This window comes from Helicobacter zhangjianzhongii (assembly GCF_030249855.1).
In the GTDB taxonomy this organism is placed as follows: Bacteria; Campylobacterota; Campylobacteria; order Campylobacterales; family Helicobacteraceae; genus Helicobacter_B; species Helicobacter_B zhangjianzhongii.
The window spans coordinates 263,753-289,693 of record NZ_JANURN010000002.1 but is presented as its reverse complement, the minus strand read 5'-3'; the positions used below and the strand labels follow the sequence as shown (position 1 = coordinate 289,693).

The following is a 25,941-nucleotide window of genomic DNA, read 5'->3' as shown; positions in this document are numbered from 1 at the left end:
TATCCGCATCTTCTTTATCAAGTTTGCTAAAGGCATTTAGCATTTCTGTGATATTGGCATTTTTATCCGCTTTTATGGTGTTGGCTAGCAGGGCTAAGTTGGCATCGTTTTCATTGGGGTAGGGGCTAGGATCTAGGATTCTAGCGATTTTGCTCTTTAGCTCTTGGACGCTAGTGGATTCTAGCTGGCGTGGGAGCTTGGCAAAGTTTGGCGCGTATCGTCCTAGCACGCTGTAAATATGATCGCCCAAGTTTTTAATGTCTTCTTTGTTGGAGTTGTAGGCTATGCTTAAAAGCTCTTTTATACTTAAATCATCGCTTGGCGTTCGTAGTAGCAGTTCATCGCTGGCTAGCTCGATATTAAAGCGGTCTTTTATCGCCTTTTCATACGCGGCGCGGCTCTCTTGGGTGAAGTCCTTAAAGCCTTGCACGCGGTGATTGCCTGTGATGACTTGCCCATCTTTTGCGATGATGGGGAGATCTTTGTAGCCGCCTCTCCCTAGCACCATTTCTGGCTTGAAGTTTTGGGCTATGGATTCTATGGTCTTATGCTCCTTTTGCGTGCGTGGCTGGAGTCCATCACTGCTGAAATTTGGCTTGACATCGCTTGCTTTCACGATCACAAAATCTAGCTGGTAGATATTATCATCATCAGTGGCTATGCTTGTGCTAGGGGCATTGGTCTTGCGCACTTCTATGGGGTCGCCTATGTGTATATCGCGATCCATTTCGCCCTTGCCCACTCGCGCATCCTTTTGGGCTTGGATTTGGTCGTTGTGGTCCTTGATCGCTTGGGCGGTTTGCTGCTCGGCTAGCTCTTTTGCCTTGGCTTGCTCTGCTAGCTCATTTTGCTTGGCTAGGGCTTCTTGCTTGGCTTGCTGCATTAGGCTTTGTGTGGTAGAATCGCTTGTGCTTTGGTGAGATTGTAGCGGACTGCCCTGCTCTAAGCTAGGATTAGAGATAGATTCACTCTTTGCCGCTTCATCTGCGTTATGCGGATATGGGCTAGCCTTAGCATTTTTTAGTAGCACTTCTTTGTTGTAATTCCCCTTTGTTTTCCACATTGTTTTAAATATCAGCTTATCCTGCCCTAGCAGTGCTTCCTCTATGGTTATGTGGTATCCATTGACTTGCTTGACATAAATCACGCCTGTGTCAGTGTAGAATTTCTCATCGTGCTCTTGCGTGATTTTGGGGTAGTTTGTTTCAATATCCGCGCGGGTGATGGCGATATTTCCTCGTGCGGATTCTGTGGCTTCATCGCCGTGGGATTTGAGCGCGTGGGCTATCTCATTTTCTCTAGCTTCTCGCACTAGTGGCTTTGCGCCTTTGAAGTGAAAATGCTCGGCTAGCTCTTGTGCTTCTTGGGTGCTTATAGTGTGATATTTTGGGCTAGAATCCACTTTTTGCGCTGGGGGCGTTGTCGCCTGCGTGCTGTTTAGATTTTGGGCGTTTTGAGTAGAATCCACTTTTGGCATTTCTTGCGGTGCTTCCTTGTGGATCGCCACGCCGCTATCGCGGCTCGCGATGACAGAGTGGGGGTCGCTCGGTGATGACGGCTGGGTTGTCTCGCTCTTTGGGCTTGGCGATGTGGATTCTAGGGCGTGGGGCGTTTTGGCTATATCTAGCACCTCTTGGCGTGCGTTATCTAGCTCCCCTTTAAAGGCTCTTATATGCTCTTTTGTGGCATTTGTGAAGTCGCCGCGCTTTTCAAGCCGCGCGAGCTCTAGCTTTAGATCGCCTATGTTGTAGCTAGATTCTAGGGCTTTGCTTAGGTGGTGGCGCAGGGCGGCTCCTTGGACCTTTTGATTCACAGAGGGTAGAAGCGGTATATGTGGCAAAAGCCTTATCATATTGGCAAAGATCCCTTTAATCACTTGAAACTTCACTGCCCCTTCAAGCGTGGTAGCGATACTAGAGCCGATCTTGTCCGTGGTCGCTGGCTTTATGGCTTGTAAGATTAAAGGATCATTTTTAAAAAGCGCGTGAAACTTCTCCGCGGCGTTGATGTAGTCGTGGGCTGCCTTTGAAGTGAAAGTGCCCTTTAGCTCTTTGATATTCTCTAAAAACTTCGTGCTATTAAATACCTGTATATCGCGCACCTCTAGCATAGACTTCCTAAAAAGCTCTTCTAGCATAGCGATCTCTATATGCGCTCTTGCTCCTTGTGGTAGGGCTTTGGTGATAGCATCGAGATTTGCTTCTTTGTCGCCTTGCCCCTTGGCAAAATCAAGCAAGCTTTGCAGGGCTTTTTCATTGGTATTTTTGCGGTCGCGGATCTTCAGGCGATCAGCTAGCTTTAGGCTATCTTTCATCGTGGCATAATCAAGCAACGCCGTATCAAAGAGCGTTTTTGCGTCATTGTAGGCTACTTTGTTTTGGGCAAAGATACTTTCAATGCCCGCTTTTATATCGCTTCGCACAAAGCTATCATAAGCGTGCTTTATGTGGGTTTTGAAGTTTGGATCGCGCTCGTTTTTGTAGTAGGCGTTGAGATTTTTTAGCGCGTTGTTTAGCTGCGTGAAGGATACGCCCTTTGGGTTATAGATGTTTTTTTCTATAAAGTTTAAGAAATTGGCACTAGATTCTGGGGCGACTCCAGAGTCTGCTAGACTTTGCTTAAAGGCTTCAAAGCTTTGGGAGCCGCTTTGCTCTTTAAGCGTGTTTAGATTGACCTTGTAGGTATCATCATAGATCGTGCCTAAAATCTGCGTGATCGCTTCATCATAAGAGTCTTTTGTGCCTTTTTCTAGCTCATCAAAGATAGCTTTAAGGCTACTTTTTGGCGCGATGGATTCTAGGCTTCTCTTAAGCTTTTGGGTGGTTTGGTGTAAAATCCTTGTCAAAGTATTGTGCGCTTTGGGGGATTTGCTCGCAGCTTCTGTGATAAAGCCTAGTAAATTCCCGCTCTCATCAGCGCGGATCGCTTGCAAAAGCCTGTTTTGAAACTGCTGCTGATTTTTCAGCGTAAAAATATCTTGCACCTTATCTACTGCATCTTTGAACTTTGGAGGCAGATTTGTCGTATCTATGCGCTTTGTGTGATCGCCGATCTCTAAGGCTAGACCAAAGTTTTCGCTGGCTTCTTGCAGGGATTTTTCTTGCTCTTTGGTGTAGGTTTGAGAGAGCAGCTTTTGTGCCATAGCTTGGTTGCCATCTTGGGAGCGTTTGACAAAGCCTAGCACCGGCGTGTAGTCTATGATCTTGCCTAGGCTTTGGGCTATGCCAGCTCCTTTAAGCTTGTCATACGCCTTGATCGCGCCCAAAATTGCCATATCGCCCACGATATTTAGCACGCCTTCTTGTGTGGCGTGGGCTAAGATCTCTTGGGCATTAGTCTCTCTGTGTAAGTATGCATTGCCTAGGATCGTATCTAACGCCCCTCCGCCAAAGGCTCCCACCGCTCCCCCCACCACTGCCCCAGCAGTCGCGCCATAGCCCCCACCAGCTCTGCCAAGCTTGGCTCCCCTTGCCGCGCCTGCAAACGCCCCGGCAATGCCCCCTGTGATACTCCCAGCATTTGCCGCTAAAATCGTAGGCAAGCTTTCAAAAAAGCCACTATTTATGCGATAAAACTCGCCCTTGTGGTTCAAAAATAGCTCCCCCTTGTCATTTACCCCTATGCCTTCAAAGCCTAGATTTGTAGCGATTGTGTGGGCGGAGTTTAGGTAGTCTGTCTTTGCCTTTTCATCGCTTCCGGTAAGCAAGCTTGCTATGCTTTTGTATTGGTGGAAGTTATCTAGCACTTCAAGGGCTGTTTTCATCTCTTTTGGCACGATCTTTTGGGCTCGTTTATTTTCTATAAAATCGCGGTATATTTCATCATCACTAGCAAAGATCTTATCCCACGCGCTTGCACGCGATTTGATATAGTCTTTGTCGCTTTGGTCTAGCTCTTGGGGGGTCTTTTTAGCGATGTGTAGGTCTCTTAGATCCTTTTCATACGACTCTAAGGCTAGGTCGTGGGGCGTGGCGAGTGGATTTGTGAAGACGCTCTTTTCTTGGTGCGCTCTTTTGCGTAGGGCTTGCTTTAGGCTTGGGTGTAAATCGCTAAAGGCTCTGCCTTGCTCTTTGGCTTCATCGATAGCTTTTTGCAGTGTGGTGTTGTCTTGCTCCATCTCTTTTGTGAGCATAAAGCTAGGTGCTAGATCGCGGTAGATCTCTCGCAGTGCGCTTTCATTTTCTAGCTTATCAAGTGTGGGGGTGAAGTCTTCTTGCGTGGGGCTTGGCAGGGTGGATTCTAGGCTTGGGCTTGGCGGCGTGGATTCTTGTGGCTTTGGCGGGAGAAATTCCCAGTCGTTTTGTGCAAGCGTGCTTATCTTATAAGCGAGTGGATTTTGGTAGCCTTGCGATCTTGTCTCTAGCTCTCCCCAGTCGATATTGGTATCTCTGCTTTGCAAAAATTCTAGTATATCTTCATCGCTTGCGCCGCTTTGCTTGGCTTTGTCAAAGTTGAAGCGCAGTCGGGGTTGGGTGGTGGTGGTGGCTGTGCGTGGATCTACCATTTTTTCTCCTTTTTGGCGTTGGCTTTGCGCGATAAAGCAGGGAGCTTGCCTTTTGCTTGTGCGATAGCCATCTAGGCTTATCTCCGCGCAAAAGGCTTCGCAACCCTACTTTCTCATCGCAAATCCTTCCGCCTAGCTACTTGTGTAGAATTGTTGCGTTTTGGTTTTTCAATCCTGCCGCTTGCGTGCTTGGTTAGATTTTGGGCTTCGCTGGCAAACCTAGAATCCTGCGGCGTTTTTAATTTGGCGCGTTGCTTGCAAAAGTCCCTTTTCTGTCATCGCGAGCGGATTTATCCGCGTGGCGATCCATAAACAAACGCGATTATTCCTAGAATCCACTTTTTTAAAAAGGGGTAATTAGTGTGAAAGCCAACGCCCTATCAATCTTTGCAAAATGCGGTGGCAGTAGATACTCTGCGCCTTTTTCAATGTTTAGATCATAGACTTGCACAAAGTCTCTAAAGCTTTGGCGATCTAGGCTTTTGGCTTGTAAGGCTTGATCTAGGGCTTTAAGTGCTGGGGGCTTAGTAAGGTCACTAAAATCATAGCCCCTTTGGCAGTGCTCCCACTCTAGCACACCGCTGCCTTTATAGATATAAAAGCGCGCGCCATCTTGGCTCTCATAGTAGAAGCCTGCGGACTCTAGTTCTGGGAGTGTGTTTGTGCCATTTTGCAGGGTGAAGCTGGCTCGCACACGCCCATAGGGGTCTTTGAGTGTGGCGTGGGTGGGGTTAAAAGGGTAAATAAATTGGCGCATTGTTTGCTCCTTTCTCGCGTTGGCTTTGCGCGATAAAGCTTTGATTACTTCGCGCGGGCTTGCTCATTACCGCTTAGGTAAATCCCTTCGCCCGCGCTCGTAAAACAAAGCTTTCTCATCGCAAATCCTGCCGCTTGCTTGGTTGGTTTAGAATTGTTGCTTTTTCTGTCATCGCGAGCCTTGCTCTGCAAGGCGTGGCGATCCATACTAGAATCCACTTTTTTATGGAAAGCTTGGGTCGCTTCGCTCCCTCGCAATGACAGAGAAAGGGCGTTTTGGTCTTAAAAGCTTGATATTTTTTAGCTGCTGGGTTTAAGATTTGGGAGATAGAATCGTGGTTTTTACTAAAGAAACCTGCTGCGGCTACGCCTTGCACCGCTTCGCTTGTTTTCAAGCCGTGCGCGGAGATAAGGCTGGGTCGCCTATCGCACAAGCACGGCGATGAAATCCACGATTCTAGCCCCAAAGCTTAAATCCTTTTAATATCTCTCTGTGGGGAGTTGTAGGGCATTCGCACTCTGCGCTATAGCTTGATTATTTGCCTTGCGCTCATCTTCACGATTTTGCCAGCGGGTGTTTTCTATATCTAGCTGATCTTTGGCTGTCTTTAGCTGCTTCTCTGCTAGCTCTTGGCTCTTTATTTGATTCCAAATGCCAAGCCCTAGCTGCGTGGCTGATAAGGCTGCGTTTATGCCCCCTAGCGTTGCTTGCCCTGCGGTGAGTCCTTGAGCGGTGGGCGTGGCTTGGGCGGGGTTTAGGCTTGGCATTTTTAGGCTTGCGTTTTTGGCTAGGGTGTTTATGCCCTGCTGGCTTGCCCCAAAAGTGAGTGGCTGGGTTTGTAGGGGGGCTTGCCAAGTAGGGGTTATTCCTGTTTGTAGCATTGTTACTCCTCTCTTTTGGCGGTGGCTTTTGCGATAAAGCTTTGATTACTTCGCGCGGGCTTGCTCATTTACGCCGAGTAAAATCCCTGCGCCCGCGCTCGTAAGGCAAAGCTTTCTCATCAAAAACCCTTCCGCCTAGCTGCTTGTGTAGAAAACGCGTTTTCTTTCGTTTCTCGTTTCTCTGTCATCGCGAGCCGACTTGTCGGCGTGGCGATCCATAAACACACGCGATTTTTCCTAGAATCCACTTTTTATAAAAGGGGTAAAATCTGCTACAATTCCCTATGGCAAAAATCGATAAAGTAAAAGAGACTATAAATATCCTTAAGTTTTGGCTAGGGATCGCTGTGGCTACGCTTTTGGCTTTATCTGGTTGGCTGGTTTTAAACTATGATAAAACGGATTGGTTTATCGTGCTTGGCTCTGTGGTGTGTGTGGCGATCTGCGCTACGGCGATTTACTACATAAGCAAGATTATTATGAGTCAAATTCAAGAGCTAGAGGAGTTGTGATGCTTGAGGTAGTCGTGTTTGGGAGTATTTTTGCTAGCATAGCGTTTGTCTTGTGTCTTGGGATCAAAGTCGCCCACGATCTTAGCAAATCCTAGAATCCGCTTTTTTATTGTCATCGCGAGCCGACTTGTCGGCGTGGCGATCCATAGCCGTCGTGCTAGAATCCACTTTTTTATGGATTGCTTCGTTTCACTCGCAATGACGATAAAAAAGTGGATTCTAGGATTGAAAAACCAAAAACGCGACAAATCTAAACACGGCGCAGGCGGCAGGATTTTGAGACTAGAATCGTGGCTTTGCAAGCGTAGGTGCAGGGATTTTATATTTGCGATGAGAAACCTTTGCTTTGCAAGCCGCGTGAGTGAGATAAGGCTGGGTCGCCTATCGAGCTCGCGCGGCGCAGCAATCAAAGGTTTATCGCGCAAAGATAAGATCCCCTAGATTCTCCAAAATGTCCTAGCCCCTCCACTCCCCCGCCTCCCACTCTCTCTCACTTTCACACTCGCCCTTGGCGGTGCTACGATCTCACTATGTGCGCACGCGCTTGCGATGGCATCTATGCAGTCATCTTTCCTAAAGGGCTTTTCTGGATTGAAGCTAAAAAGCTCTTTTTGTATCTGTGCTAGCCCTCTTGCGTTGTGTAGAAAGACAAGGTAGCCTGTGTTGTAGTAGGGGCGCAGGGCTTTGATCTTTTCTACCTTAGAGATCTTGCGGCTTGGGGTGTAGCATTTTATGTCATTGGTGATGGGTGGTTTATCTTGGCTTTTTAGCTCGTTATTGGTTTTGACTAGCTCATTTTGTAGCAGTCTCTCCAGCGTTAGCCCTCCGCCATCGCTTTCTATATAGACTTTTGCTTGTGGATTTTGGCTCATCATATCTAGCAAGTTTGCTATGGTCTGCTCTTCACTCCATATCCCATAGATACAATCGCGCACGACATAGCGCATAGAGTCTTTATAGCTCTCTACGCCTACTAAAACGATAGCGCGATTATCCGCTGCGGTATTTAGGCTTATGGCATTATCCACAAAGATATAGAGATTTTGCGCGGCGCACTCAAAGGCAGGGATCGTTTTAAAATACACTTTTTCAAAGTAGCCCGCTTCACTTGCGATAGGCTCTTGCTGATATTGCGTGCTAAACTCATCATTACCCATCTGCAAGCGTAAAAACTCCAGCTCGCTTGGGCTATGCCTTGCGGCAAACAACGCTTCCCCCTTTTTGCGTGTGTAGATCTTGCCCTTTATGCTGTGGGTCTCATCTTCTGTGGCTAGGGCTTTTAGCTTGATGATTTTCCACTCATTTATGATGTCTTGCTCGAAGTTCTTAGGATCTTGTAAAAATCCGCATAGATCCTGCTCGCCAAGGCGTTGCATTAAGATCGTGATATTACTCTCATTGTCCTGCAAGCGTGAAAGCACGCTTTCTTTGAAGTTTTGATTGACTAGCACTCTTTCAGCGCGGCTGCTCATCGCACTCACTTTTATGGGATCATCGATGATTATTTGATGTGCGTGAAAGCCTGTGATCGCAGATTTCAAAGTCGTTACAAAAAGCCCTCCGCCCTCTTTAAGCACAAATTCATTGGCATTATCTTGCAAAAACACGGGCGATTTATTAAAGGTCTGGGCATAAAAGGGGCTTTTCATAAGATCTCTCACTTGGTTTGAGATCTTGCGGCAAAGCTCATCGCTATAAGATATATAAAAAAACTTGCGCCACGGATACTTCCCCAACGCCCACGCGATAAAGCTTCTTGCGATTATCTCTGTCTTGCCATAGCTTGGGGGCATATTTAGCATAAGTCTTGTTATAGGTTTGCCATCACTCTGTGGCAGAGTGGATTCTAGCACGGCGCAGAGATAGTCATAATGCCAGCTATCATTAAAGGGCATTTGATTATACCTCTGCCATTTTAGTAGCACAAATTCCTTTAGGCTCTTTCTTGCTAACGCTCTTTTTGCTAGCTCTTTTTTATGTGGATTCACTCATTGCTCCTGTGTAGAGTTTATAGGCTTGCTCCCACTCTTGCTCGCTTAGATCTGGCTTCCTATCTAAAAGGGCTAGAAATACATTGATAGTCCCGGTATCTAGCGTGTAGGGTGTGATGTAGTCAAAGTTTTTGTCATCATAGATCGTAGTGATAAACCACCCCGCCACCCAATAAGCCCTCCCACTGCTCTTGTGGATACAAAAATGATAAATATACGCCCCGCAATGTATAAGATCATCATCAGGGATAGGCTCTTTTGCTATATGGTTATAGATCTCATCAAACTCGTGCAAGATCTCCCTCCACCCTAGCGTGTAAAAATCTAGCTTCAGCTTTGCCTGCACAAAGGTTTCATTAGCAAAAGTAACCTTGCGCGTGCGTTTATCAGTGTTAAAGTTTGGCAGCGGCAGCCCCCTTGTCTTGCCGTTTAAGAAAAATGCCTTTGATCGTCCTTGTGAGTGAAAATAAAACTCCGCCTCCGCCTTGCTAGAAAACGCACTATCATCAGCATAATTCCCAGCAAACTCTAAGCCCCCCAGCTCCCCTAGATCTGTATAAAAGCTCTCCACAAAGCTTAAGGATAATTCTAAAAATATCGCGCCTTTTGCTATGGGCGTGCTTGCAGACTCTAGCTTGTCTTTGTAGTATTCTAGCACTTCTTGCAATATCTTTTGGCGTTGATCGGTGCTTAGCTTATGCTCCTTTAAATACTCGTAGAAAAAGTCCGCCCTTTTGCCCTTGCTATAATTGCCTAGCTTGTGTAAAAAGTCGTTTTGCTTGTAGCGGTTTTTTAGCGGCTCTATGCGCTTATCTTGGCTGTGTTTGTAGTATTTCTCTATATGCTTGCCAGAATCCAGATAGCCAAAATACTCTTTTGATAGCTTCATATAGCCTTCATTGATTTGATCTAGGCGGGCTTGTATGCTTGCCTTTATGCCTCCTTGCACGCTCTCAAAGGCTAGCTCTGCCTTTTTGCGTGGGATTGGGAGAGGATTGTGCGCGGTGGTGTAGGCGTCATTGCCCGCTAGGTGTTTATGCGATCTATTTTGCGTGAGCTCATCAATGGGGCTTAGGGCATACTCGCCTAGTAGTCCTTGTGCGGGATTATAAGCCTTGGTGTAGTTGAAGCTCTCCCCTCCTGCTTGCCCTGCTTTATACACTTCCCCATCGGCACAAATTGCATAAGGATTGTAGATGAGAAAGTCGCTTAGCTGATTGCTTCTAGCTTCTAGGGTGTTTTTGGTGAGATTAGCTTGGGTGGTGGTGTTTAATGCTTGGGCTTGCAAAGAGTAGGCTACTTGGTCTAAAAAGCCTTGCTGCGTGATTGTTAAGACACTTACGCCTACTTGCCCCCCAAGAGCCACGCCCCAAAGTGTCCAGCCAAGCCACCCAGCAGGAGGGGCTATGATTGTAATGACTGCCGTTAGTATCGCGCCTACGGTGATAAGTGCCATAGAGATGGGATCTAGCTCGCTAAACAAAAACACCTCGCTATCTGCCTTGACTCTGCCATAGGCTTCTGCCTCTGCTTCTAGCCAAACTTGCGGCAAGCAGAGATTATGCTCGGCATTGATTGTCATAAAGGCTTCTAGCCTTTTATTTTTATAGCGATTTTTGATTCTTTGATAGCTTTTAGAATCTCTATCCCACGCGATCCCCACGCTATGCTCACTACACTATACTACGCACTTCTATGGTGATCGTATCGGCTACCCACTCGCCCGCGTCATTTTTGGCTTCAAAGCGCACGCTATAAAGTCCAGCATTTGCTTTAGTAAAAAGGAGCGATTTGGCGTGGGGGGTTTGCACTTGCTCTTCGTTTATGAAAAATCTCGTTTCATTATTGCCATAGCTTGAAAAGCCTAGGATCTTTATGCGCTCATTTTCTAGGATCTCTGTGCGGTGGGCATATACGAGCACATCTTTGCAGCCATCGCCCTTTTTTAATGCTTCTAAAAGTTCATCGCGTAAATTATCTAGCAGGGTGTCATACTCTTCATTTAAGGGGTTGCCATTTATAAGGTTAATTGTCTGCATAACCTTATCAGCGTGGGCTTTGATCGCACTTGTATCATTGGCATTGCCTACGACATTGAGAAATCCTACATGCGCATTGCTTTTGTTGATTAGGGCATTATCTTGCACAGATCTTGCCATAGATTCGGCTTGGATTATGGATTTTAGTGCTTCGGCTATGGCTTGCTTGTTTAGGTTTTTGGCTTGGATTATTTGTAGCTCTATCTCTTGGCGGGTCTTTTCTTCTTGTAAAGAGATTTGCCGATCTTGGAGCTCTAGCTCTTCTAGCTTTAAGGCTGCATTCATAGCAAGCTCTGCTAGCTGGCTTTGTGGGAAGCTAGTGGTCTTTAGGATTTTCACTAGCTCTAGGAAGTTTAGGTGGAAGCGCGTGGTATTCATCGCAATTTCTTAAACATCGTGGATTTATACTCTAGATAGCGTGATAGATCACCTTGGGGGACTATGAAGCTATCGCCTTGGTGTAGGGGGTAGGTCTTGCCTGTGGGGAGTCGCAGGGTGTAGGGGAGGGAGCCTAGATACACAAACTCACTACACGCGCATAAAATCGCTTGGGATTCGGCTTTGCGCGGCGTGGGCGTTGTCTTTGCCGCGCTTTTGGTGGATTCTACGGCGCGGGCTTGCTCATTTACGCCGAGTAAAATCCCTTCGCCCGCGCCTTGAAAACCCCCAAAATCATCGGCAAATCCTGCCGCCTTGGCGGTTGTAGGGCTAGAATCCTGTGGCGGTTTGGTGGTGGGCGTTGTCTTTGCCGCCTGCGAGTTGTTTAGATTTTGGGCGTTACTAGAATCCGCGTTTTCTCTGTCATCGCGAGCCTTGCTCTGCAAGGCTTGGCGATCCATAGCCGCCGTGCTAGAATCCACTTTTTGCGCGGTGGATTCTAGGGTGTTGTGATCGATTAAGTGTTGTTTATGCTTTTTCATTTGCTCTCCTTTATTAGCTACTGCTTCGTATAGGGTCTGGGGGTCGTGTCGCTGCTTTGGCTAGCGTTTTCTTTAGGCTGATTTTTCTGCTGCTGCTCCCACCATTTGCTGTATTGAAAGTTTTTCTGCGTGGTGGCGGCTTGGGCTAGGGCGTTGTAGCGATTCCACTGCCAGATTAAAAGGGGCGGGATAGGGTATCCTTGTCTCTCTAGCTGCTCTATTTGCGTGCCTAGATTTGTCAAAGCTATGCGCATTGTCTCGCCCTGTCTTTTTGCTTGCTCGCTTGGGCTTTTAAACTCTCCCCCAGCTCCCTTTTTGATGTCTTCCACCATTGCATTTGTGAGTCGCCCATTGCCTCTAGCGATGTTGTAAAAGTTCTGCTGCGTTAGGCTTTGATAGCGTGCATTGTCCTCGCTTATAGGGACTATACCGCCACTCCAAGTGTTTAGCTTCCTGCCTATCCCACTCCAAAAGCCCGCTTGCTTCTCCCCTAGCTCTAAAGTTTTCTCAAGATTTTCAAGCCCTGCGAGTGTTTGACTTATATCGCCCATAAGTTTGGTAACGCTCTGGGTTTTTGTGTTGGCATTGATGTTGAGATTACCGGTGAAGGTGATGTCATTATACTTTTTGGCTAGATAGGCGTCATATGGGGTTATCTCCTTTTTCTCATCCCAATATTTTATGCCTGTGTATCCTTGGGGCGTGCCGGTAAAGTGCATAGCAAGCCCTGCGCCTGCTTGCACCTCTGGGGATAGCCCCTGCTCTCTTTGGTCTTTTTCATAGTCGATTTGCTCGATAGCATCACTTAGATCCTTTGCCACTTGCTCTCCTTATATGCTTAGATATATCTTTTTATCCGCTCCATTTAGGGCGTTTGTAATGATGTCTTCATAGTTTTTGCGCTTGGCATTTAGCTCTATGATATTTGCTATGATCTCTTGGCTAGCAAAGCACTTTAAGCTCTGCAAGCGCAGAGCCGTCTCATAGCGCATTACAATCACTTCATCACTTTGCATTGCTTGCAGGGCTATGGTTTTAGCCTTACTTTCTAGGCTCTCTAGGATTTGCTCTTGGGATTCTAGCGTGCTTAGAAGATTATCAATGCTGCTTTTTGCGGATTCTAGGGCTTGGCTCTCTAGCTCCCTCAAATTGATTTGCGGGGTGATTTTCTCCTGCACGGCGTGGGTGATGGCGGCTAGATCTAGCTCGGCTAGGAGTTTGCTTGCATTTTGATCTAGGTAGGCTTGTAGCTTTATGCTTGCCGCAGTGCCAAAGTCGCTTATAAGCTGATCTAATGTGTCTTTATAGTTTTGCGCAAGCTCTTTTGCCTTTGTCTCTAGGGCTTGTATTTTGCTATCAAGCTTAAAGCCTGCTAGGATTTGCTTTAGGGCTTGGGCTAGGTTGGTGGCATTGCGATCGCTAAAGTCTCTTGCCACTTGGCGGCTTATGCCTTCTAGATCTAGGCTTTGGCTTACCTCTTGGGCTAGGGCGCGGAGATTTTTACTAAAAAGCTCTTGCACTTGGGCGATATTTTGCGCGTTTAGAGTTTGCGCGGTGGTCTCTAGCTCTTTTGTAAAAAACTCTTTTGCCTTATCTTTTGTAGTCTCTAGGCTCTCTTGCACAAAGGATTCTAAATGTGCTTGCACGCTTTGCTGCAGGGCTTGTAGGTCGTTTTTAGCGGTGGTGAAAGTAGTTTCAAGGGCGGAGATTTTGTCAAATAGGGTCATACTTGCCTCCTTTTTTTTGCGCGTGTGGCGTTTAGTTTTGTTGCTCGTTTTTCTAAAGAAACTTCGCTTCGCTCGTTTTCCTAGAATCCACTTTTTGCTTATGGATTGCCACGCCACTGCTAGCGCAGTGTCTCGCAATGACAGAAAAGGTGTTTTGGATTCTATAACGCTGCTGGATTCTAGGTTTTTGATGAGAAATCGGGGTTTTCAAGGCGCGGGCGCAGGGATTTACCTAAGCGGTAATGAGCAAGCCCGCGCCGTAGAATCCACGATTTATCGCAAAAAACTAGAATTCCGTCAAAATCTCGCTTGGGCAAAAATATGCTACTCTCACTACCACCTCTCCGCCTGTTGGCTTTTGATCAAACTCTAGCGTTACCACGCCGCCTAGCTTTGTGCTAGTCACGACACTTGATTTGTGGTTTGCCTTTGCGCTTAGATTTAAGTCATTGCCAAAGGCTTCTTTGCTATAGTCTTTGCCTACTTTAAGCCCTAGATCAAGCTTTGTAGCCGTTACTGCTGGCTCTAGCACTTCGACATCTATGCTCATTATCTCCGCGCCTGCTGGCAATGCTACGGCTTCATAGATTTTAGACTTTAGCTCTTTTAGGGTTACTTGGGCTTTGGCTAGGTAGTAGATGTTTTTGACTCGTTGTTTCATTGTAAAACTCCTTGTAGTTTGTGGGTTGGTTTTTTGGGATTCGGCTTTGCGCGATAAAGCAGGGAGTTTGTGGCTCGCGGCGTCGATAGACGCTCGAGTCTTATCTCCTTGCTCGCCACTGCACAACCCTACTTTCTCATCGCAAATCCTAGAATCCTGTGGCGTGTTTAGAAAACGCGTTTTCTTGCGTTGCTCGTTTTTCTCTCACTCGCGAGACACTCCCCCCCCACTTTGTCATCGCGAGCGGATTTATCCGCGTGGCGATCCATACTAGAATCCGCTTTTTGTGTATGGATTGCTTCGGTCGCTTCGCTCCCTCGCAATGACGATAAAAAAGTGGATTCTAGTTCTCCTAAAACAAGCAACGCGCCCTCCTTATTCTTTAGAGCTAAAGATACCGATACACGCAAAATCCGTATCGTGAAACGGACTTAAACTTCCGCTCTCATTGCTATCAAATCGCGCTTTGCTGACAGCTAGCAAACGATCCACGCCGACTATGGTTTTGCGCCCAGAGTCGGCTTCATCGATGTAGAAATCCACCTTATCGCCGCCGACCATCACAAGCGCAGAAGCCCCGATCAACGCCCCGATACTTACAGGCTGACCATTAGCATAGTAGCTAGGTGGGGTTAGCTTCTTGTGGTTTTGGGGGTTGATATTTGCCATATAGTCTGTATCACTTACCTCGCTATTTGGCATACCACTTTGCAAAGGCGTCCATATACCCATATCTAGCACAGGGCAGTTATCTATAAGCCCGATAAGCCCTGTAAAGATCCTATTTTCATCGCCGCGCACGCCCGCTGCTTTTTGCATTTCAATCCATTCAGGGTCGTTTTTGAGCTGGTTGCAGGCATAGCTATCAAGCAAAATGATATAGCTATTATGCTCTATGGATATGCCTTGCACAGAGACTAGATCGCTTTTGATAGGCTTTAGCGGGTAGCATTCTTTGCCTTTGTAGTTTATACCTGTTCTAGCCATAAAGATCGCGCGGCGCAGGGCTTGGACATTCATCACATCGCCTTTTTTGATTTTCTTAGCGGCAGTGGCGACATCTGGCTCATTGCTAGTATCTTTAAAATTGCTCGTTTGATCGCACACGACACAATTTGTAAAGTCTGTGATAAGTGCGGATACAAGTGCCTTATCCCTGCGCAAGCGCATCCAGTCTGTCAAGCTATCGCTGGCTTCTTTGATGAAATCAATTTGCTTTAAAGCGGTGTATTTTTCAATCTCGCTTTTAATGGCATTTGCGATCACTTTGGGATAAGTCGTTTGGCTCATAATCTCTAGTGAGTCGTAGTTGGTATCTAGATCGGCGTTGCCCTCTACTCCTGTGCCTGTTAGCGGTGCTTTCAAACGGGGGCGGTAGGGCTGGGAGTCTTTCACGGCATAAAATCGCACGCCGCGATCCGCTCCTTTACCAAAAAAGCTTTCAAACGGGCTTTTACTCCAGCTGGCTTTTTCGATCACTCTAGCGATATTTAGCTGGACATTTGGGTCTTCTTTCCAGCCGGCAAAGTTTATGGCATTTAGTGGATTTTGGTAAGACATTGTTACTCCTTTATGTGTGTTTTACGCTTGCGCGCTCCGTGGGCTAATACCGTTCCGTAGGGAGTAGGTCGGCGTTATAGTCTAGGTTGGCACTTGGGGTGGCATTCCCAGCTATGCGGCTTGGTGGCTTCTCACCACCTTGGCTCCCTTGTGGATTGGCATTTTGCGATAGATAGATTTGCTCTAGTTGTTTGAAAAAGTCATAGGGCTGCAATTGATCTAGCTGTGCTTTTGCCGCGTTTGGGATATAATCCTCATAAAACTGCAAAAGCGTGTTTAAATCCACGCTTGCTTCTTGCTCAAACTTCGCTCTTGCTTGATCGATCTGCCCCATAAGGGATTTTTGATTGATAGAGCCTTGCAGCTCTTGGGCGCGGGCTTGCTTGCTAGCGATATTATCTTGGTAGAATTGATTTTGCATTTGCGCGATTTTTATGAAAAACTGCTCTTTATCTTCATAAAATAAATCTTCTAGCTCTGGTGTGATAAGCTCGCTTGCATATTTAGCAAAGTTAGCTTCTAAAGCTGCTTCACTTTGTGCTAGCTCATTTTGCAAGGTCTCTAGCTCCTTAGTCTCTGCGCTTGTATCAAAGGGGCTAGGCTCTTGTGGTGCTTGGGCTTGCTCTGCTAGCTCTTGGCTTGGCTCTTGGGTCTCTAGCTCTTGTGGTTCCATAAGTGTCCTTAAGCATTTTATAAAAGCGTAATATAAAAAACTTGCCCAAAAGAAAAAAGGGGTAAAGCTTGGGGTTGTGTCAAAGGGGTGTCAAAGGCAGTGTTGTGGAGAGAGTCTCTCAAAGGATTTGTATGCAAGGATTTTGACTTAATCAGGGAGACTATGAAGTGTGCAGGGTGTGTGTGGGGACTGCACGGCTGAAAGTTGGCTCTCACTTAGACTCTCTCCACGCTTGTAATGCTAGCAGGTTTTAGCCCATTAAAAAGGGGGTAAAGATATGCTACAATGTGGATAAAGGAGTGTGCTATGGTGTTAAATGAAAGCTTTAAGGCATTGGTGCGAGAGGCATTCCCCAATAATAGTGATAAGGTTATAAGTGTCTTTGATGAAGTGATTTCACACAAGGCTAGCACGGATCGCGTGAGTGTAGATGAGCTAAAATCACGCGCGATTGATGAGATTAAGGGCGAGCTAGCGACTAAAGATTTTGTGCGTGCGGAGATCTCTAGCGCGAAGGTAGAGATCTTAAAATGGGTCTTTGGCTTGCAGGCTGGCACGATTGCGATATTGATCGGGGCGATGAAGTATATGCTAGGCTAGGTTGTCTTTGGCGTTGGCTTTTGGTTTTGGGATTCGGCTTTGTTTGGTTTTGGTGTTGGCTTTTTGCGATAAATTGTAGATTCTACGGCGCGGGCGCAGGGATTTTACTCAGCGTAAATGAGCAAGCCCGCGCCGTAGAATCCACCAAAACAAGCGAAGCGCAGTTTCTTTAGAAAAGCACGCAAAAGCCGAATCCCTTAAAATTAAAATGCCTTTTGGGCGTGTATATCTTGCTTGACTTGGGCGATTTTCTCGCTTAATGCTAGCACTAAGTGTAAATCCTTTTTTGCCCTAGCTTTGGTCTGCTCGCGGTGCAAATGTGCTAAATATAGATCGCAGTAGTGTTGATAAAACTCGTTAGAGTCTAGTGGTGTAGCTTGTATAAACTCGTTAGGTATGTTTTGCTGTTTTGATTCTGTTTTCTCTCGCGGCAGTATTTTGGAGCTAGAATCGGGGCTTTGCAAGCCGTGCGCGGAGATAAGACTGGGGTGTCTATCGCACAAGCTCGGCGCGGCAATCGCCGATTCTAGCCCAAAAGACAACGCGCCGCTTATTATTTTCTCTAGCTCTTTGGGTAAAAAGCTTAGATCTAATTCGCTTGCGATGTAGGCACACTCCTCGCTATGCAAAATACTCGCTATAAGGCTGCTATAATCATCGTTAGCCTGCTTTGTGGGTAGTCTATCTTGGGTGAAATACTCGCTTGGCACTCCTGTGAGCTTGCACGCGCATTCTAAAAACGCCTGCTTATCGTAGAAGTTTTTACACGCTGCAATCGCGGCTTTTATCTCATTAAACGCCTGCTGTTTGTCTTTGTTCTTATATAACCACTTTATAAAAAACTCATAACCATTTAAAAAGTTAAAATCTAGCTTTTCTCTGTCACTCGCGAGCCTTGCTCCCCCCTTTCTGTCATCGCGAGCCGACTTGTCGGCGTGGCGATCCATAGCTAAAAGTGCTTCATTTATATCCTTGCACAATTTCCCCTTAGAATCCTTATTTTTCAGCAGTGCCACCCTTACCCTATAAAATCCCGCTTGAAAGCACACTTTCACCGCCCTAAAGTTTGCCGCCATACCGCTCTTGTCATTATCAAAGCAAAAGACCACTTCACAATCAAGCCTAGTAAGCAGATTTAAATGCTGGATATTGAAAGCCGTGCCGCCTGTGGCTAGCGCGTGTTTATAGCCATTTTCGTGTAACAGTATGCTATCGATATAGCCCTCCACGACAAAGGCGGCTTTTTGCGCTTGGATCGTGGCTTTGGCATTGCTGTAAAGGTAGAGTATCTGGGCTTTTTTGTAAAAGTAGCTTTCCTTAGAATTTATGTATTTTGGGGCGTTTTTGTTGAAGTTGTAGTGGGGGTGCGTTCTAGCGACAAACGCGACCACCTTGTGTTGTGGGTTTCTTATAGCGATAGAGATTCTCTCACGCATAGGGATTGATATTTTGCCCTTTTCATACTCATTAGCAAAGTTGGATTCTACTAGCTCTCTCGCGCTAAAGTGTTTTAGTAGCTCTTGCGTGTTCGGCACTAGCCCTATATCGTATTTTTCGCATATCTCTTGCGTGATCCCCCTTCCTGCTAGATACTCTATAATCTCTCTATGCTTTTGTAGCTCGGCTTTTGCTAGGGTGTTGATTTTCTCTAGCACTTCGCTAGGACTCTTGCCTACTCTTTGCTCCTTATCATACTCTAGGGCGATATTTGTAAGCTCGCTTAGTCTCTGTAAGGCTTCATTGAAGTCGATTTTCTCATACTCTTTGATGAAGCTTATCGCATCGCCCCCCTTGCCGCAGCCAAAGCATTTATACATTCCCTTTGACTCGCTTACCACAAAGCTAGGGGATTTCTCACTATGAAAGGGACAGCACGCGATGAAGTTTGTGCCGTTTTTGCGCAAAGGGATATAGCGTTCAATTACGCTTACGATACTTTGGGATTTTAATGCTTCAATATTTGTTACCATACTTTTTCCTTTCTTAGATTCAGTCTTGGGCGAGCAATGCGATTGATTACACGATTTTTGAGGCAACCGCAGACCATTAGTCTAGCTCTGCCCCAAAAATCGTGTAAAACAAACACAGCCCCACCGCAATTCTTAGAATCTTTTTTACACAAAAACGCCTTTTTTCCGTCATCGCGAGCCGACTTGTCGGCGTGGCGATCATAACCTTAAAGCTAGAATCCACTTTTTTGTGGATTGCTTCGGTCGCTTCGCTCCCTCGCAATGACGGCTGGGCGTTTTTCCTAGAGTTTCTCGCGGCAAAAAGCTCATAAAGGATTCTAAGATTTTGCGATGATTTTGGGGGTTTTCAAGGCGCGGGCGAAGGGATTTACCTAAGCGGTAATGAGCAAGCCCGCGCCGCCGTAGAATCCACCAAAACAAGCGAAGCGCAGTTTCTTTAGAAAAGCACGCAAAAGCTGAATCCACCATAGCCGCCTATATCGATACCACTTCTATGATCTTATCCATCTCCACGCTCTCCGTGATCGCTGCCCCCCCCACCTCTATACTCGCAAATTTGCGCGTGTTTGGATCAAAGGCGACTTTCTCTTTGAAGTGCTTGCCTGTTTGCTTATTCTTTTTCAAGATCACCATTCGGCTATTTTCGCTAAACTCGCGCAAAGCCTCAATCTCTGGCTTGCAGTGTTCTATGCGGATTATTATGCTGGCTTCGTGTCCGCCCTTTTTGCTCCCCATAGGATTATCGCGATCGCTCTTAGAAGTCTGCACGATGAGAAATACTAATATCCCTAACGAGTGGCACAGCTTTGCCAAAAGGCTAAATTTTAAAGATTCTTCCTCTTCCATATTTCTGCCATTTGGGCTAGTGATACGCATTTGCGAGTCGATCAAAAAGACTTTCACGCCCTGCCGATAGAGATTTTTAATATTTTGCGCGATTGTGTAGAGCTCATAGCCTTCGTTGATGATATACATATTATCAAGGTTTGGCGGCTTTCTCTCTGCTTGCTTGGCGCGGATATACTGCTCTATGGTAAATTCAAAGCTAAAAAACCCTACCTTTGCATAGTGGCTGATATTTTCTAGCACTTGCAGTCCTAGCGTAGTTTTGCCTGCTTCTGGATCGCCGCTGATTAGCACAAGTTGCGCTACTTCTATCCCCCCATCAAACACAGAGTCCAAAAATCCTACCTTTGTCTTAAACTTCGGCTGCTCTGGTCTTGTAGAGTAGTAGTCGATCCACTGGGCTAGGTTTTTATACTCATTACTCTCCACGGCGCGATCTAGCATTGAGAGATCTAGCAAAGTGTTGTTATCACTTGCTTTTATCATCTTAAGCCCATTTGCCTTTTGCATTTTTAGCTTATAAGCAGTGATTAGCTCTTGGGAGAGATTGACAAAGCTAGAGTTAGGAGCTTTGCTGAAAAGTTCAAGCACATATTCATCGCTTTGCTGCTCTGTGGTTAGGGCGTTCATAAGGCTATGCGTGCTTAGGGCTTTCTTGCCTTGCAGGGTTAAGATTTTCTCCAAAATCACGCTGCCCTTTTGGCTAAAGACTTGGCGCGGCGTGATCGCTAGAAACTCATCAATATCCTCTTTATAATGCACCATCGAGAGCAAAATCTCTTGCTCTAGGCTCTCTAAAGTATCCATTCTAGCTCCCTTTCTTTGACTTCTTTTTTGTAAAAATACATTGAGAGTAGGTATTGCTCCTCGTATCTGCTGCCCTTATATCGTTGTATCTTTGCCGTGCTAGCCCTTTTGCCCGCTTGCTCCCAGAAAAGCATTTTTAGCAAATCTAAAAAGTCATTATCATTGATAAATCGCTTCTTGCTATGGAGTATCTTGGCACTTAAAACTTCTAGCTCACTCTCATTCGCGCTATTGATAAAGCCATTTAAGTTTTGGCAGAAATACTTGCTTAAAGTGATGTTGCTTTGACTTTGGATAAAGTTGATAAAATCTTGCCTTTTCATAGTTTGCTCCTTTTGGCGTTGTCTTTTGGGCTAGAATCGTGGATTGCTTCGGCTCGCTTGTGCGATAGACCATCAGTCTTATCTCCGCGCTCGCCTTGCAAAGCCCCGATTCTAGCCTCAAAATCCTGCCGCCTTTGTGCGTGTTTAGAATTGTTGCTTTGCTTGTTCTTCAACCTTGCCGCGCGGGTGGTGTGGTTGGGATTTGCTACTTTGCTCGTTTTTCTGTCATCGCGAGCAAGCGCGGTAGTGCTTGCGTGGCGATCCATAGCCTTAAAGCTAGAATCCGCGTTTGGTGTTCTTATGGATCGCCGCGCGGTGCAAGCACCGCTCGCAATGACATAAGGGGCGTTTCTCCTAGAATCCACTTTTTTCATTTTGGCTCCTTGTGTAGAATATCTCTAATGCGTTTTTAATCGCGTTTAATTGTGCTTCGCACGCCTTATCTTTGGTATGCGTATTTATATAGCGAGTCACGACTCGCTCGCGTATTTCTTGGGCTTGTGCTTGGTAGGCTTCTAGGTCTAGCTTATCTTGTAGTATTTGCTTATTTTGCGTATCTAGGAGTGTGCTTGCGTTTGCTAGCTCGCCTTTAAGCTTTGCTATCTCTTTGCCTTGCGTGTAGTTCCATACACTAAGGGTTGAAATAAAGCCGATTAGCGTTATAAATGCTAGGCTCACCACTATAATCGTTGCTTTACTCATTCTGCCCCCTTAGCTCTGCGTTCTCGTGTATATTGCCTATGACTTCCACATCGATTTTTTTGATAATCGCTATTACACTATCACTAACCACAAGCGTATTGCCTTGACTATCCTGCACTATGTCGCCCTCGTATATCTTTACGCCTTTGCTATCATAAAATCCACTCCATAGCTCCACTTCTACATCATCGCTGAATCCACTAAGCCCCATATATTTTTTAACTACATCTCCAGCATACTTTTGCCCATTGTCCCAAATCCTAAAATCAAAGTCTTTTAGCTTCATCGCTTCTCCTTTTGCGCTTTGCTCTCTAGCTTCTTTACTCTCTCTGCTAGCTCTTGTATAGCAAGCATTGCTAGTTGCTGATTTTGCACTAGATTATTGTTTGACTCTGTGAGCCTAGCTATTGCTTCTTGCATTTCTTGCATTTGCTTTACTTGGGATTCTGTCATTTCTGCTCCTTTGTGAAAAATAAATTTGTATCTTGCAAATACTTCGCTAGCCTAGTAAGCTCTTGGATCAAAAAGGCGTTTTTGCTCTTGTTTTGCTTCTTGGCATACTTTCTTAGCTTTGTGATATTTGCTTGTCGCATTTTGAACTTTTTGCGGTGCTTTCCTTGCATAGATTCTCCTTGTGGCTAGTTTTAGGGCTTTGTCATAAGGCTTTAGGTGTGCGTTGATCGCCCACTCGATCACTTCGCTGCGGCTGATGTGATAGCTTGTAGCGACTACTTGGATAAAGCCTAGGATCTCATCACTCAAATAAAAGCTGGGGCTGTGGATTTTCTCACTAAGCATTATCCACCACCTTTAGTACTGCCTTTCCGCCGAGATTTTTAGGCATTTTGGGCGTTAGCTTTGTGTGATTTGTAGATTCTACGGCGTGGGCGTTTCTCTCGCTCGCGAGACTTGCTCCCCCCCTGTCATCGCGAGCGGATTTATCCGCGTGGCGATCCATAGACTTAAAGCTAGAATCCGTATTTATTGCAAAAAGTCCCTGCCAGCCCATATCCACGCTCTTTTCAATCACGGCGCAAATATCCTGCCCCTGCTCTTTTAAGCGTTGTATCTTGCGTAGTTGAAAGTCGATTTGACTAGGCTTTAATCGTGCTTTGCTGGATTCTTGCTTATAACGGATCCAAAGTTTAATGGCTTCTTGTTCTTTTTCGTTAAAGGCTTTTAAGTCTAAAAAGCTTGTAAGATCTTTTGCTTTTTCGCGCGTGCGTTTAGAACTACTATCTTTAAGAGATTCTTTAGAATCTCTTTTTATAGTGCGCAAATTTTGCGCATTTTTATTAGGCGTTGTCTTTTGCGCGCTTTTGGTGGATTCTACGGCGCGGGCTTGCTCATTATCGCTGAGATAAATCCCTGCACACGCACCTTGAAAGCCCCCAAAATCATCGCAAAATACTTCCGCCTTTGATCCCCTTATTTTTGCTTCTTGACTTATTTCTCTGTCATCGCGAGCGGATTTATCCGCGTGGCGATCCATACTAGAATCCACTTTTCCGCGTGCAAAGCATAGATTCAATAAATAGCGTTGCGTTTCTGTCTGCACGATCAGCACGCGCCTTTTCCTTGGCACGCTGACATCTTTTGCCACGCTTGAAGTGAAGTTTGCTACCTCTTGTGGTTCATCGACATAAGGATACTCATAAAAGCCCTCTTCTAGATCATAGGTATTTGCCTCCCTCTCCACACCTTTAAAGACCTTTATCGCTTTAGGATTGGTGAAAATCTCTCGCAAATACTTACGGCAAGAATTAGGGCTTATCATTAGCTGCTTTGCGATATGGCTTACACTTAGCTTCCATTCCTTAGGTAGCGTGTAGATATAGCTTGCCACGCCTATGGCTTGCAGGCTTAGCCCGCATTGCCACATATCCGCAGGGATTAGGTGATTGATCCTGCCATACTTTAGCTCGATTTGTTTGTTTTGGTAGTAGATTGTCTTACTCATAGCTTACCTCCTGAACACTTAAAAGCATTTCTAGCCCTATCTCTTTCTCACACTCTTGACACTCGCACCCAAGCTCTTTGATCTCATCTTGCTCTAGGTAGTCAAACTCATTTTCTAGCTTGGTGGTTATTTCATTTTCACGCCCACAAAAAGGGCAGTCAAAAATTAGTATCATCTCACACTCCTTTATAAAATCTCGCGCAAAACTAGCGCGTATATCACAGCTCCCAGAGCCACAAACACAGCATAATCACTCCACAAAAGCCACACCCTAGCACTCATACTTTTATAGGCGTTTCTTAAGTAGTCAAAGAGTTTTTTCATTCTCGCTCCTTTCATATTGTCGCTGCCGTATATAAACCCCAATGGCTATACACACAAACAACACAAAGCCACAAATAATCCCAGCTAAAAAAAATGCTCCCACTTCTACTGAACTCATTTTTTATTCTCCTTTTTTGTTATATAATCCCCCCAACTACTGCAAGGAGATAGTATGGAAGAGATGGTGCTAATTTTTGTGAAGTCTTTTGTTTTTTTATCAGGGTTTTTTTGGGGTTTTATCGCAGGGGCTTGCGGTCTTGCGATTATCAATTTATGCCGCAAGCTTTTGGGACTAAAGCCATTTGCTTTGCATATACCCATAAAAGACAATGAGCTTTTGAGCCTTGTAAAATCTATGCAGCAAGATTTAAAAGACTTAAAAAATCCACACATAGAAAAAGAGTCGCAATTACTACAATCCATAAGCGACAAATTAAAAACCCTAGATGACATTAAGCGCAACACACAGCCGCCGCGTGAGCTACTCCCAACTGAGAGATTTTGATTTTTACTAGAATCCACTTTTTTCATTCTTGCTCCTTTCTGCCGATTGTCCGCCGTTTTCTCTACCGCATTGTCTGCCGCAGGATTCTAAGATTTGCGGTGAGAAATCAATGTTTTCAAGGCGCGGGCGCAGGGATTTATCTAGTCGATAATGAGCAAGCCCGCGCCGTAGAATCATTGATTTATCCCGCAAAGCTGAATCCTAAAATCCACGAACTTTCCTCTTGATCGTTTTTGCGGCATATACTTCACATAGTGAGTAAAGGTCGTATGCAGCGAGCTATGTCCTAGCATTGCGCTTATCCATAAAGGCTCTTCGCCATTTACTAACATCATCGTGGCAAAGCTATGGCGCGTTTGATACAGCACGCGAGCTTCTAGCCCACACATCGCCAAAGCTTGCTTCCAGCGGACTGCTAGCTCTTTTTCATCAAGGGTGAAAAGCCGATTATGCTTGCGCTTTAGAGTCGCTCTTAAAGCGATTTGACTTTGCAGGGCTAGCTTGGCATTTTCTAGTAGATCGATATACCTAGCTTTTCCTGTTTTGGTGGTGCTTATGACATTTCTTAGCCGCTCTTTTGACTTGCAGATATAGACCTTGTCATTTTCTAGATCTATATCGCTTACCTCTAGGGCTAGGATCTCTCCTAGCCTAGCTCCGCTAAAGATCGCAAAGCCTAGGTAGTTTCTCACTTCTAGCCACTTTTTATCATCTCTTGCTAGGCTCTCACACGCCCTTAGCATCGCTTCTGCCTCTTGTAAATTTAGCGGCTTTATATCTGGCTCTTTTAGGGCTAGCTTTCTATGCCTTTTTACGATGATATTAGTGCTTAGCACGCCAGCTTCCTTAGCATAGGCGATAAGGCGATTTAGCATATCAATGTGCTCCTTTGCCATATCGCGCACGATTTGCTCATAGCCAGCTTGATTTAGCAGGCTTATTTCATAGGGGATTTTTTGGGCGATTAGCCTTAGGTGGCTTTCATATCGCTTCAAGCTTTGAGGCTTTAAATGCCCACACCGAGTGCGCAAGAAGCTCTCCCCTAGTGTCTGTATATCTGCTAGGTTTTCTTGTCTAGTGCTTACAGCCCTTAGGCTTGCCTTTTGCCCTTGTAAGAAGCTTATGCAAAGCTCTTTTATACGGCTTGCTATATCAGCTAGGCTTTCTTGCTTATATGGCTCCCCAGAGCTAAAGCGCAGCCGCCCTAGGCTGGTGTTGCAGTCGATATAGGCGATGCCGTTGCGATCTCTTATGTGCGATTTTTTAATGTGTAGATTGTCCATTTAATCTCCTTTGTTTGGTTTTGGCGTTGGCTTTTGGGCTAGAATCGTGGATTGCTTCGGCTTGCTTGTGCGATAGGCAACCAGCCTTATCTCCGCGCTCGCCTTGCAAAGCCCCGATTCTAGCCTCAAAATCCTTCCGCCTGCGTGCTTGTGTAGATTTGTTGCGCTTCTCGTTTCCCTAGAATCCGCTTTCTCTGTCATCGCGAGCCTTGCTCTGCAAGGCGTGGCGATCCATAAATTGCGCTAGCAAATAACTAATCATCATAATTTTTTAAGAGCTTTTTATGTCGCCACATATCCGTAGCTTTGACTAAAATAGCCCACACAATAACGATCGCAACTCCCAGCTTAACACCAATCAAAAAGCAATCGCTTTGAAACATTTCAAGCATTTGA

37 protein-coding genes are annotated in these 25,941 nt (G+C 45.7%); 6 read left to right on the top strand and 31 right to left on the bottom strand.

Annotation, left to right across the window (positions count from 1 at the left end; translation table 11 throughout):
- From NYG90_RS03295 to NYG90_RS03280, 4 genes are all read right to left on the bottom strand, one after another.
- Nucleotides 1-4,504: PBECR3 domain-containing polyvalent protein (locus NYG90_RS03295; protein WP_285264696.1), on the bottom strand; the 4,504-nt coding region annotated here is incomplete at its 3' end.
- Between the two features lie 343 nt (nucleotides 4,505-4,847).
- A complete protein-coding gene (locus tag NYG90_RS03290; protein ID WP_285264695.1) occupies nucleotides 4,848-5,261 on the bottom strand; it encodes a hypothetical protein in 414 nt (137 codons plus the stop codon).
- A 115-nt stretch (nucleotides 5,262-5,376) separates the two neighbouring features.
- On the bottom strand, nucleotides 5,377-5,727 hold the full coding sequence (locus NYG90_RS03285) for a hypothetical protein (protein ID WP_285264694.1): 351 nt from the start codon (nucleotides 5,725-5,727) through the stop codon (nucleotides 5,377-5,379).
- A gap of 13 nt (nucleotides 5,728-5,740) precedes the next feature.
- On the bottom strand, nucleotides 5,741-6,142 hold the full coding sequence (locus tag NYG90_RS03280; protein WP_285256450.1) for a hypothetical protein: 402 nt from the start codon (nucleotides 6,140-6,142) through the stop codon (nucleotides 5,741-5,743).
- A gap of 284 nt (nucleotides 6,143-6,426) precedes the next feature.
- Between NYG90_RS03280 and NYG90_RS03275 the strand changes: the two genes are divergently transcribed.
- Nucleotides 6,427-6,654 (top strand): hypothetical protein, encoded by a 228-nt coding sequence (locus NYG90_RS03275; protein WP_285264693.1) that lies wholly within the window; start codon nucleotides 6,427-6,429, stop codon nucleotides 6,652-6,654.
- On the opposite strand, the gene NYG90_RS03270 is transcribed toward NYG90_RS03275, so the two are convergent.
- Genes NYG90_RS03270 through NYG90_RS03240 form a run of 7 tightly spaced genes read right to left on the bottom strand, consistent with a single transcriptional unit; the run spans nucleotide 6,633 to nucleotide 13,331 of the window.
- Entirely contained in the window at nucleotides 6,633-7,079 is a 447-nt protein-coding gene (locus NYG90_RS03270) for a hypothetical protein (protein WP_285256452.1), read from the bottom strand. The two genes, NYG90_RS03275 and NYG90_RS03270, sit on opposite strands and share 22 nt — an antisense overlap.
- Before the next feature lie 12 nt (nucleotides 7,080-7,091).
- Nucleotides 7,092-8,642, bottom strand: a complete 1,551-nt coding sequence (locus NYG90_RS03265; RefSeq protein ID WP_285256453.1) for a terminase large subunit domain-containing protein — start codon at nucleotides 8,640-8,642, stop codon at nucleotides 7,092-7,094.
- On the bottom strand, nucleotides 8,629-10,308 hold the full coding sequence (locus NYG90_RS03260; RefSeq protein WP_285256454.1) for a hypothetical protein: 1,680 nt from the start codon (nucleotides 10,306-10,308) through the stop codon (nucleotides 8,629-8,631). The genes NYG90_RS03265 and NYG90_RS03260 overlap by 14 nt, the downstream gene beginning before the upstream one ends.
- A 10-nt stretch (nucleotides 10,309-10,318) precedes the next feature.
- Nucleotides 10,319-11,062, bottom strand: coding sequence for a hypothetical protein (locus tag NYG90_RS03255; RefSeq protein WP_285256455.1), 744 nt, complete (start codon nucleotides 11,060-11,062; stop codon nucleotides 10,319-10,321).
- Nucleotides 11,059-11,604 (bottom strand): hypothetical protein, encoded by a 546-nt coding sequence (locus NYG90_RS03250; RefSeq protein ID WP_285264692.1) that lies wholly within the window; start codon nucleotides 11,602-11,604, stop codon nucleotides 11,059-11,061. Before NYG90_RS03250 ends, NYG90_RS03255 begins: the two co-directional genes overlap by 4 nt.
- Nucleotides 11,605-11,621: 17 nt before the next feature.
- A complete protein-coding gene (locus NYG90_RS03245; protein WP_285264691.1) occupies nucleotides 11,622-12,425 on the bottom strand; it encodes a hypothetical protein in 804 nt (267 codons plus the stop codon).
- Between the two features lie 9 nt (nucleotides 12,426-12,434).
- Nucleotides 12,435-13,331 carry a gluzincin family metallopeptidase gene (locus NYG90_RS03240; protein WP_285264690.1) on the bottom strand — a complete coding sequence of 299 codons (897 nt, stop codon included), beginning with the start codon at nucleotides 13,329-13,331 and terminating at the stop codon, nucleotides 12,435-12,437.
- On the opposite strand from NYG90_RS03240, the gene NYG90_RS03235 reads away from it, so the two are divergent.
- Nucleotides 13,315-13,704: a hypothetical protein gene (locus NYG90_RS03235; protein ID WP_285264689.1), complete on the top strand. Its 390-nt coding sequence runs from the start codon at nucleotides 13,315-13,317 to the stop codon at nucleotides 13,702-13,704. The two genes, NYG90_RS03240 and NYG90_RS03235, sit on opposite strands and share 17 nt — an antisense overlap.
- On the opposite strand, the gene NYG90_RS03230 is transcribed toward NYG90_RS03235, so the two are convergent.
- From NYG90_RS03230 to NYG90_RS03215, 4 genes are all read right to left on the bottom strand, one after another.
- The gene (locus NYG90_RS03230; RefSeq protein WP_285264688.1) at nucleotides 13,618-13,992 is read right to left on the bottom strand and encodes a hypothetical protein; all 375 of its coding nucleotides are present in this window, start codon (nucleotides 13,990-13,992) and stop codon (nucleotides 13,618-13,620) included. The two genes, NYG90_RS03235 and NYG90_RS03230, sit on opposite strands and share 87 nt — an antisense overlap.
- 167 nt (nucleotides 13,993-14,159) lie before the next feature.
- Nucleotides 14,160-14,357 (bottom strand): hypothetical protein, encoded by a 198-nt coding sequence (locus tag NYG90_RS03225; RefSeq protein ID WP_285264687.1) that lies wholly within the window; start codon nucleotides 14,355-14,357, stop codon nucleotides 14,160-14,162.
- A gap of 10 nt (nucleotides 14,358-14,367) precedes the next feature.
- The gene (locus NYG90_RS03220; RefSeq protein ID WP_285256462.1) at nucleotides 14,368-15,552 is read right to left on the bottom strand and encodes a phage capsid family protein; all 1,185 of its coding nucleotides are present in this window, start codon (nucleotides 15,550-15,552) and stop codon (nucleotides 14,368-14,370) included.
- A 43-nt stretch (nucleotides 15,553-15,595) separates the two neighbouring features.
- Complete coding sequence (locus NYG90_RS03215) at nucleotides 15,596-16,225, bottom strand: hypothetical protein (protein WP_285256463.1); 630 nt, start codon at nucleotides 16,223-16,225, stop codon at nucleotides 15,596-15,598.
- Between the two features lie 306 nt (nucleotides 16,226-16,531).
- Here NYG90_RS03215 and NYG90_RS03210 point away from each other — a divergent pair, with 306 nt between their 5' ends.
- Nucleotides 16,532-16,825, top strand: a complete 294-nt coding sequence (locus tag NYG90_RS03210) for a hypothetical protein (RefSeq protein ID WP_285256464.1) — start codon at nucleotides 16,532-16,534, stop codon at nucleotides 16,823-16,825.
- On the top strand, nucleotides 16,756-16,998 hold the full coding sequence (locus NYG90_RS03205) for a hypothetical protein (RefSeq protein ID WP_285264698.1): 243 nt from the start codon (nucleotides 16,756-16,758) through the stop codon (nucleotides 16,996-16,998). The genes NYG90_RS03210 and NYG90_RS03205 overlap by 70 nt, the downstream gene beginning before the upstream one ends.
- Before the next feature lie 30 nt (nucleotides 16,999-17,028).
- Here NYG90_RS03205 and dnaG read toward each other — a convergent pair whose 3' ends face one another.
- On the bottom strand, nucleotides 17,029-18,795 hold the full coding sequence (dnaG, locus tag NYG90_RS03200; RefSeq protein ID WP_285264686.1) for a DNA primase: 1,767 nt from the start codon (nucleotides 18,793-18,795) through the stop codon (nucleotides 17,029-17,031).
- A gap of 36 nt (nucleotides 18,796-18,831) precedes the next feature.
- On the opposite strand from dnaG, the gene NYG90_RS03195 reads away from it, so the two are divergent.
- A complete protein-coding gene (locus NYG90_RS03195) occupies nucleotides 18,832-18,999 on the top strand; it encodes a hypothetical protein (RefSeq protein WP_285256467.1) in 168 nt (55 codons plus the stop codon).
- A 270-nt stretch (nucleotides 19,000-19,269) separates the two neighbouring features.
- On the opposite strand, the gene NYG90_RS03190 is transcribed toward NYG90_RS03195, so the two are convergent.
- Genes NYG90_RS03190 through NYG90_RS03140 form a run of 11 tightly spaced genes read right to left on the bottom strand, consistent with a single transcriptional unit; the run spans nucleotide 19,270 to nucleotide 23,875 of the window.
- Nucleotides 19,270-20,448 (bottom strand): ATPase domain-containing protein, encoded by a 1,179-nt coding sequence (locus tag NYG90_RS03190; protein WP_285256469.1) that lies wholly within the window; start codon nucleotides 20,446-20,448, stop codon nucleotides 19,270-19,272.
- Complete coding sequence (locus NYG90_RS03185) at nucleotides 20,436-20,771, bottom strand: hypothetical protein (RefSeq protein ID WP_285264685.1); 336 nt, start codon at nucleotides 20,769-20,771, stop codon at nucleotides 20,436-20,438. Before NYG90_RS03185 ends, NYG90_RS03190 begins: the two co-directional genes overlap by 13 nt.
- Nucleotides 20,768-21,145, bottom strand: coding sequence for a hypothetical protein (locus tag NYG90_RS03180; protein ID WP_285264684.1), 378 nt, complete (start codon nucleotides 21,143-21,145; stop codon nucleotides 20,768-20,770). Before NYG90_RS03180 ends, NYG90_RS03185 begins: the two co-directional genes overlap by 4 nt.
- A complete protein-coding gene (locus tag NYG90_RS03175; protein ID WP_285256472.1) occupies nucleotides 21,126-21,473 on the bottom strand; it encodes a hypothetical protein in 348 nt (115 codons plus the stop codon). Before NYG90_RS03175 ends, NYG90_RS03180 begins: the two co-directional genes overlap by 20 nt.
- Nucleotides 21,466-21,759: a YopX family protein gene (locus tag NYG90_RS03170; RefSeq protein ID WP_285264683.1), complete on the bottom strand. Its 294-nt coding sequence runs from the start codon at nucleotides 21,757-21,759 to the stop codon at nucleotides 21,466-21,468. Before NYG90_RS03170 ends, NYG90_RS03175 begins: the two co-directional genes overlap by 8 nt.
- Entirely contained in the window at nucleotides 21,756-21,926 is a 171-nt protein-coding gene (locus NYG90_RS03165; RefSeq protein ID WP_285256474.1) for a hypothetical protein, read from the bottom strand. Before NYG90_RS03165 ends, NYG90_RS03170 begins: the two co-directional genes overlap by 4 nt.
- A gap of 51 nt (nucleotides 21,927-21,977) precedes the next feature.
- Complete coding sequence (locus tag NYG90_RS03160) at nucleotides 21,978-22,271, bottom strand: hypothetical protein (RefSeq protein ID WP_115010592.1); 294 nt, start codon at nucleotides 22,269-22,271, stop codon at nucleotides 21,978-21,980.
- Nucleotides 22,264-23,433 (bottom strand): phage replication initiator YdaU family protein, encoded by a 1,170-nt coding sequence (locus tag NYG90_RS03155; RefSeq protein ID WP_285264682.1) that lies wholly within the window; start codon nucleotides 23,431-23,433, stop codon nucleotides 22,264-22,266. The genes NYG90_RS03160 and NYG90_RS03155 overlap by 8 nt, the downstream gene beginning before the upstream one ends.
- A complete protein-coding gene (locus NYG90_RS03150) occupies nucleotides 23,426-23,608 on the bottom strand; it encodes a hypothetical protein (protein ID WP_285256476.1) in 183 nt (60 codons plus the stop codon). The genes NYG90_RS03155 and NYG90_RS03150 overlap by 8 nt, the downstream gene beginning before the upstream one ends.
- Nucleotides 23,609-23,619: 11 nt before the next feature.
- Nucleotides 23,620-23,757, bottom strand: a complete 138-nt coding sequence (locus NYG90_RS03145; RefSeq protein WP_285256477.1) for a hypothetical protein — start codon at nucleotides 23,755-23,757, stop codon at nucleotides 23,620-23,622.
- Complete coding sequence (locus NYG90_RS03140) at nucleotides 23,741-23,875, bottom strand: hypothetical protein (protein ID WP_285264681.1); 135 nt, start codon at nucleotides 23,873-23,875, stop codon at nucleotides 23,741-23,743. Before NYG90_RS03140 ends, NYG90_RS03145 begins: the two co-directional genes overlap by 17 nt.
- Before the next feature lie 54 nt (nucleotides 23,876-23,929).
- On the opposite strand from NYG90_RS03140, the gene NYG90_RS03135 reads away from it, so the two are divergent.
- Nucleotides 23,930-24,262 (top strand): hypothetical protein, encoded by a 333-nt coding sequence (locus NYG90_RS03135; protein WP_285256479.1) that lies wholly within the window; start codon nucleotides 23,930-23,932, stop codon nucleotides 24,260-24,262.
- Between the two features lie 6 nt (nucleotides 24,263-24,268).
- Here the strand turns inward: NYG90_RS03135 and NYG90_RS03130 are convergent, their stop codons facing one another.
- From NYG90_RS03130 to NYG90_RS03115, 4 genes are read right to left on the bottom strand one after another with little or no spacing between them, the layout of a single operon-like run.
- Nucleotides 24,269-24,439 (bottom strand): hypothetical protein, encoded by a 171-nt coding sequence (locus NYG90_RS03130; protein ID WP_285264680.1) that lies wholly within the window; start codon nucleotides 24,437-24,439, stop codon nucleotides 24,269-24,271.
- Nucleotides 24,436-25,545 carry a tyrosine-type recombinase/integrase gene (locus tag NYG90_RS03125; protein ID WP_285264679.1) on the bottom strand — a complete coding sequence of 370 codons (1,110 nt, stop codon included), beginning with the start codon at nucleotides 25,543-25,545 and terminating at the stop codon, nucleotides 24,436-24,438. Before NYG90_RS03125 ends, NYG90_RS03130 begins: the two co-directional genes overlap by 4 nt.
- Nucleotides 25,546-25,746, bottom strand: a complete 201-nt coding sequence (locus tag NYG90_RS03120; RefSeq protein WP_285264678.1) for a hypothetical protein — start codon at nucleotides 25,744-25,746, stop codon at nucleotides 25,546-25,548. It lies immediately after the preceding gene.
- A gap of 53 nt (nucleotides 25,747-25,799) precedes the next feature.
- On the bottom strand, nucleotides 25,800-25,937 hold the full coding sequence (locus NYG90_RS03115; RefSeq protein ID WP_285256483.1) for a hypothetical protein: 138 nt from the start codon (nucleotides 25,935-25,937) through the stop codon (nucleotides 25,800-25,802).
- Nucleotides 25,938-25,941: the final 4 nt, after the last annotated feature.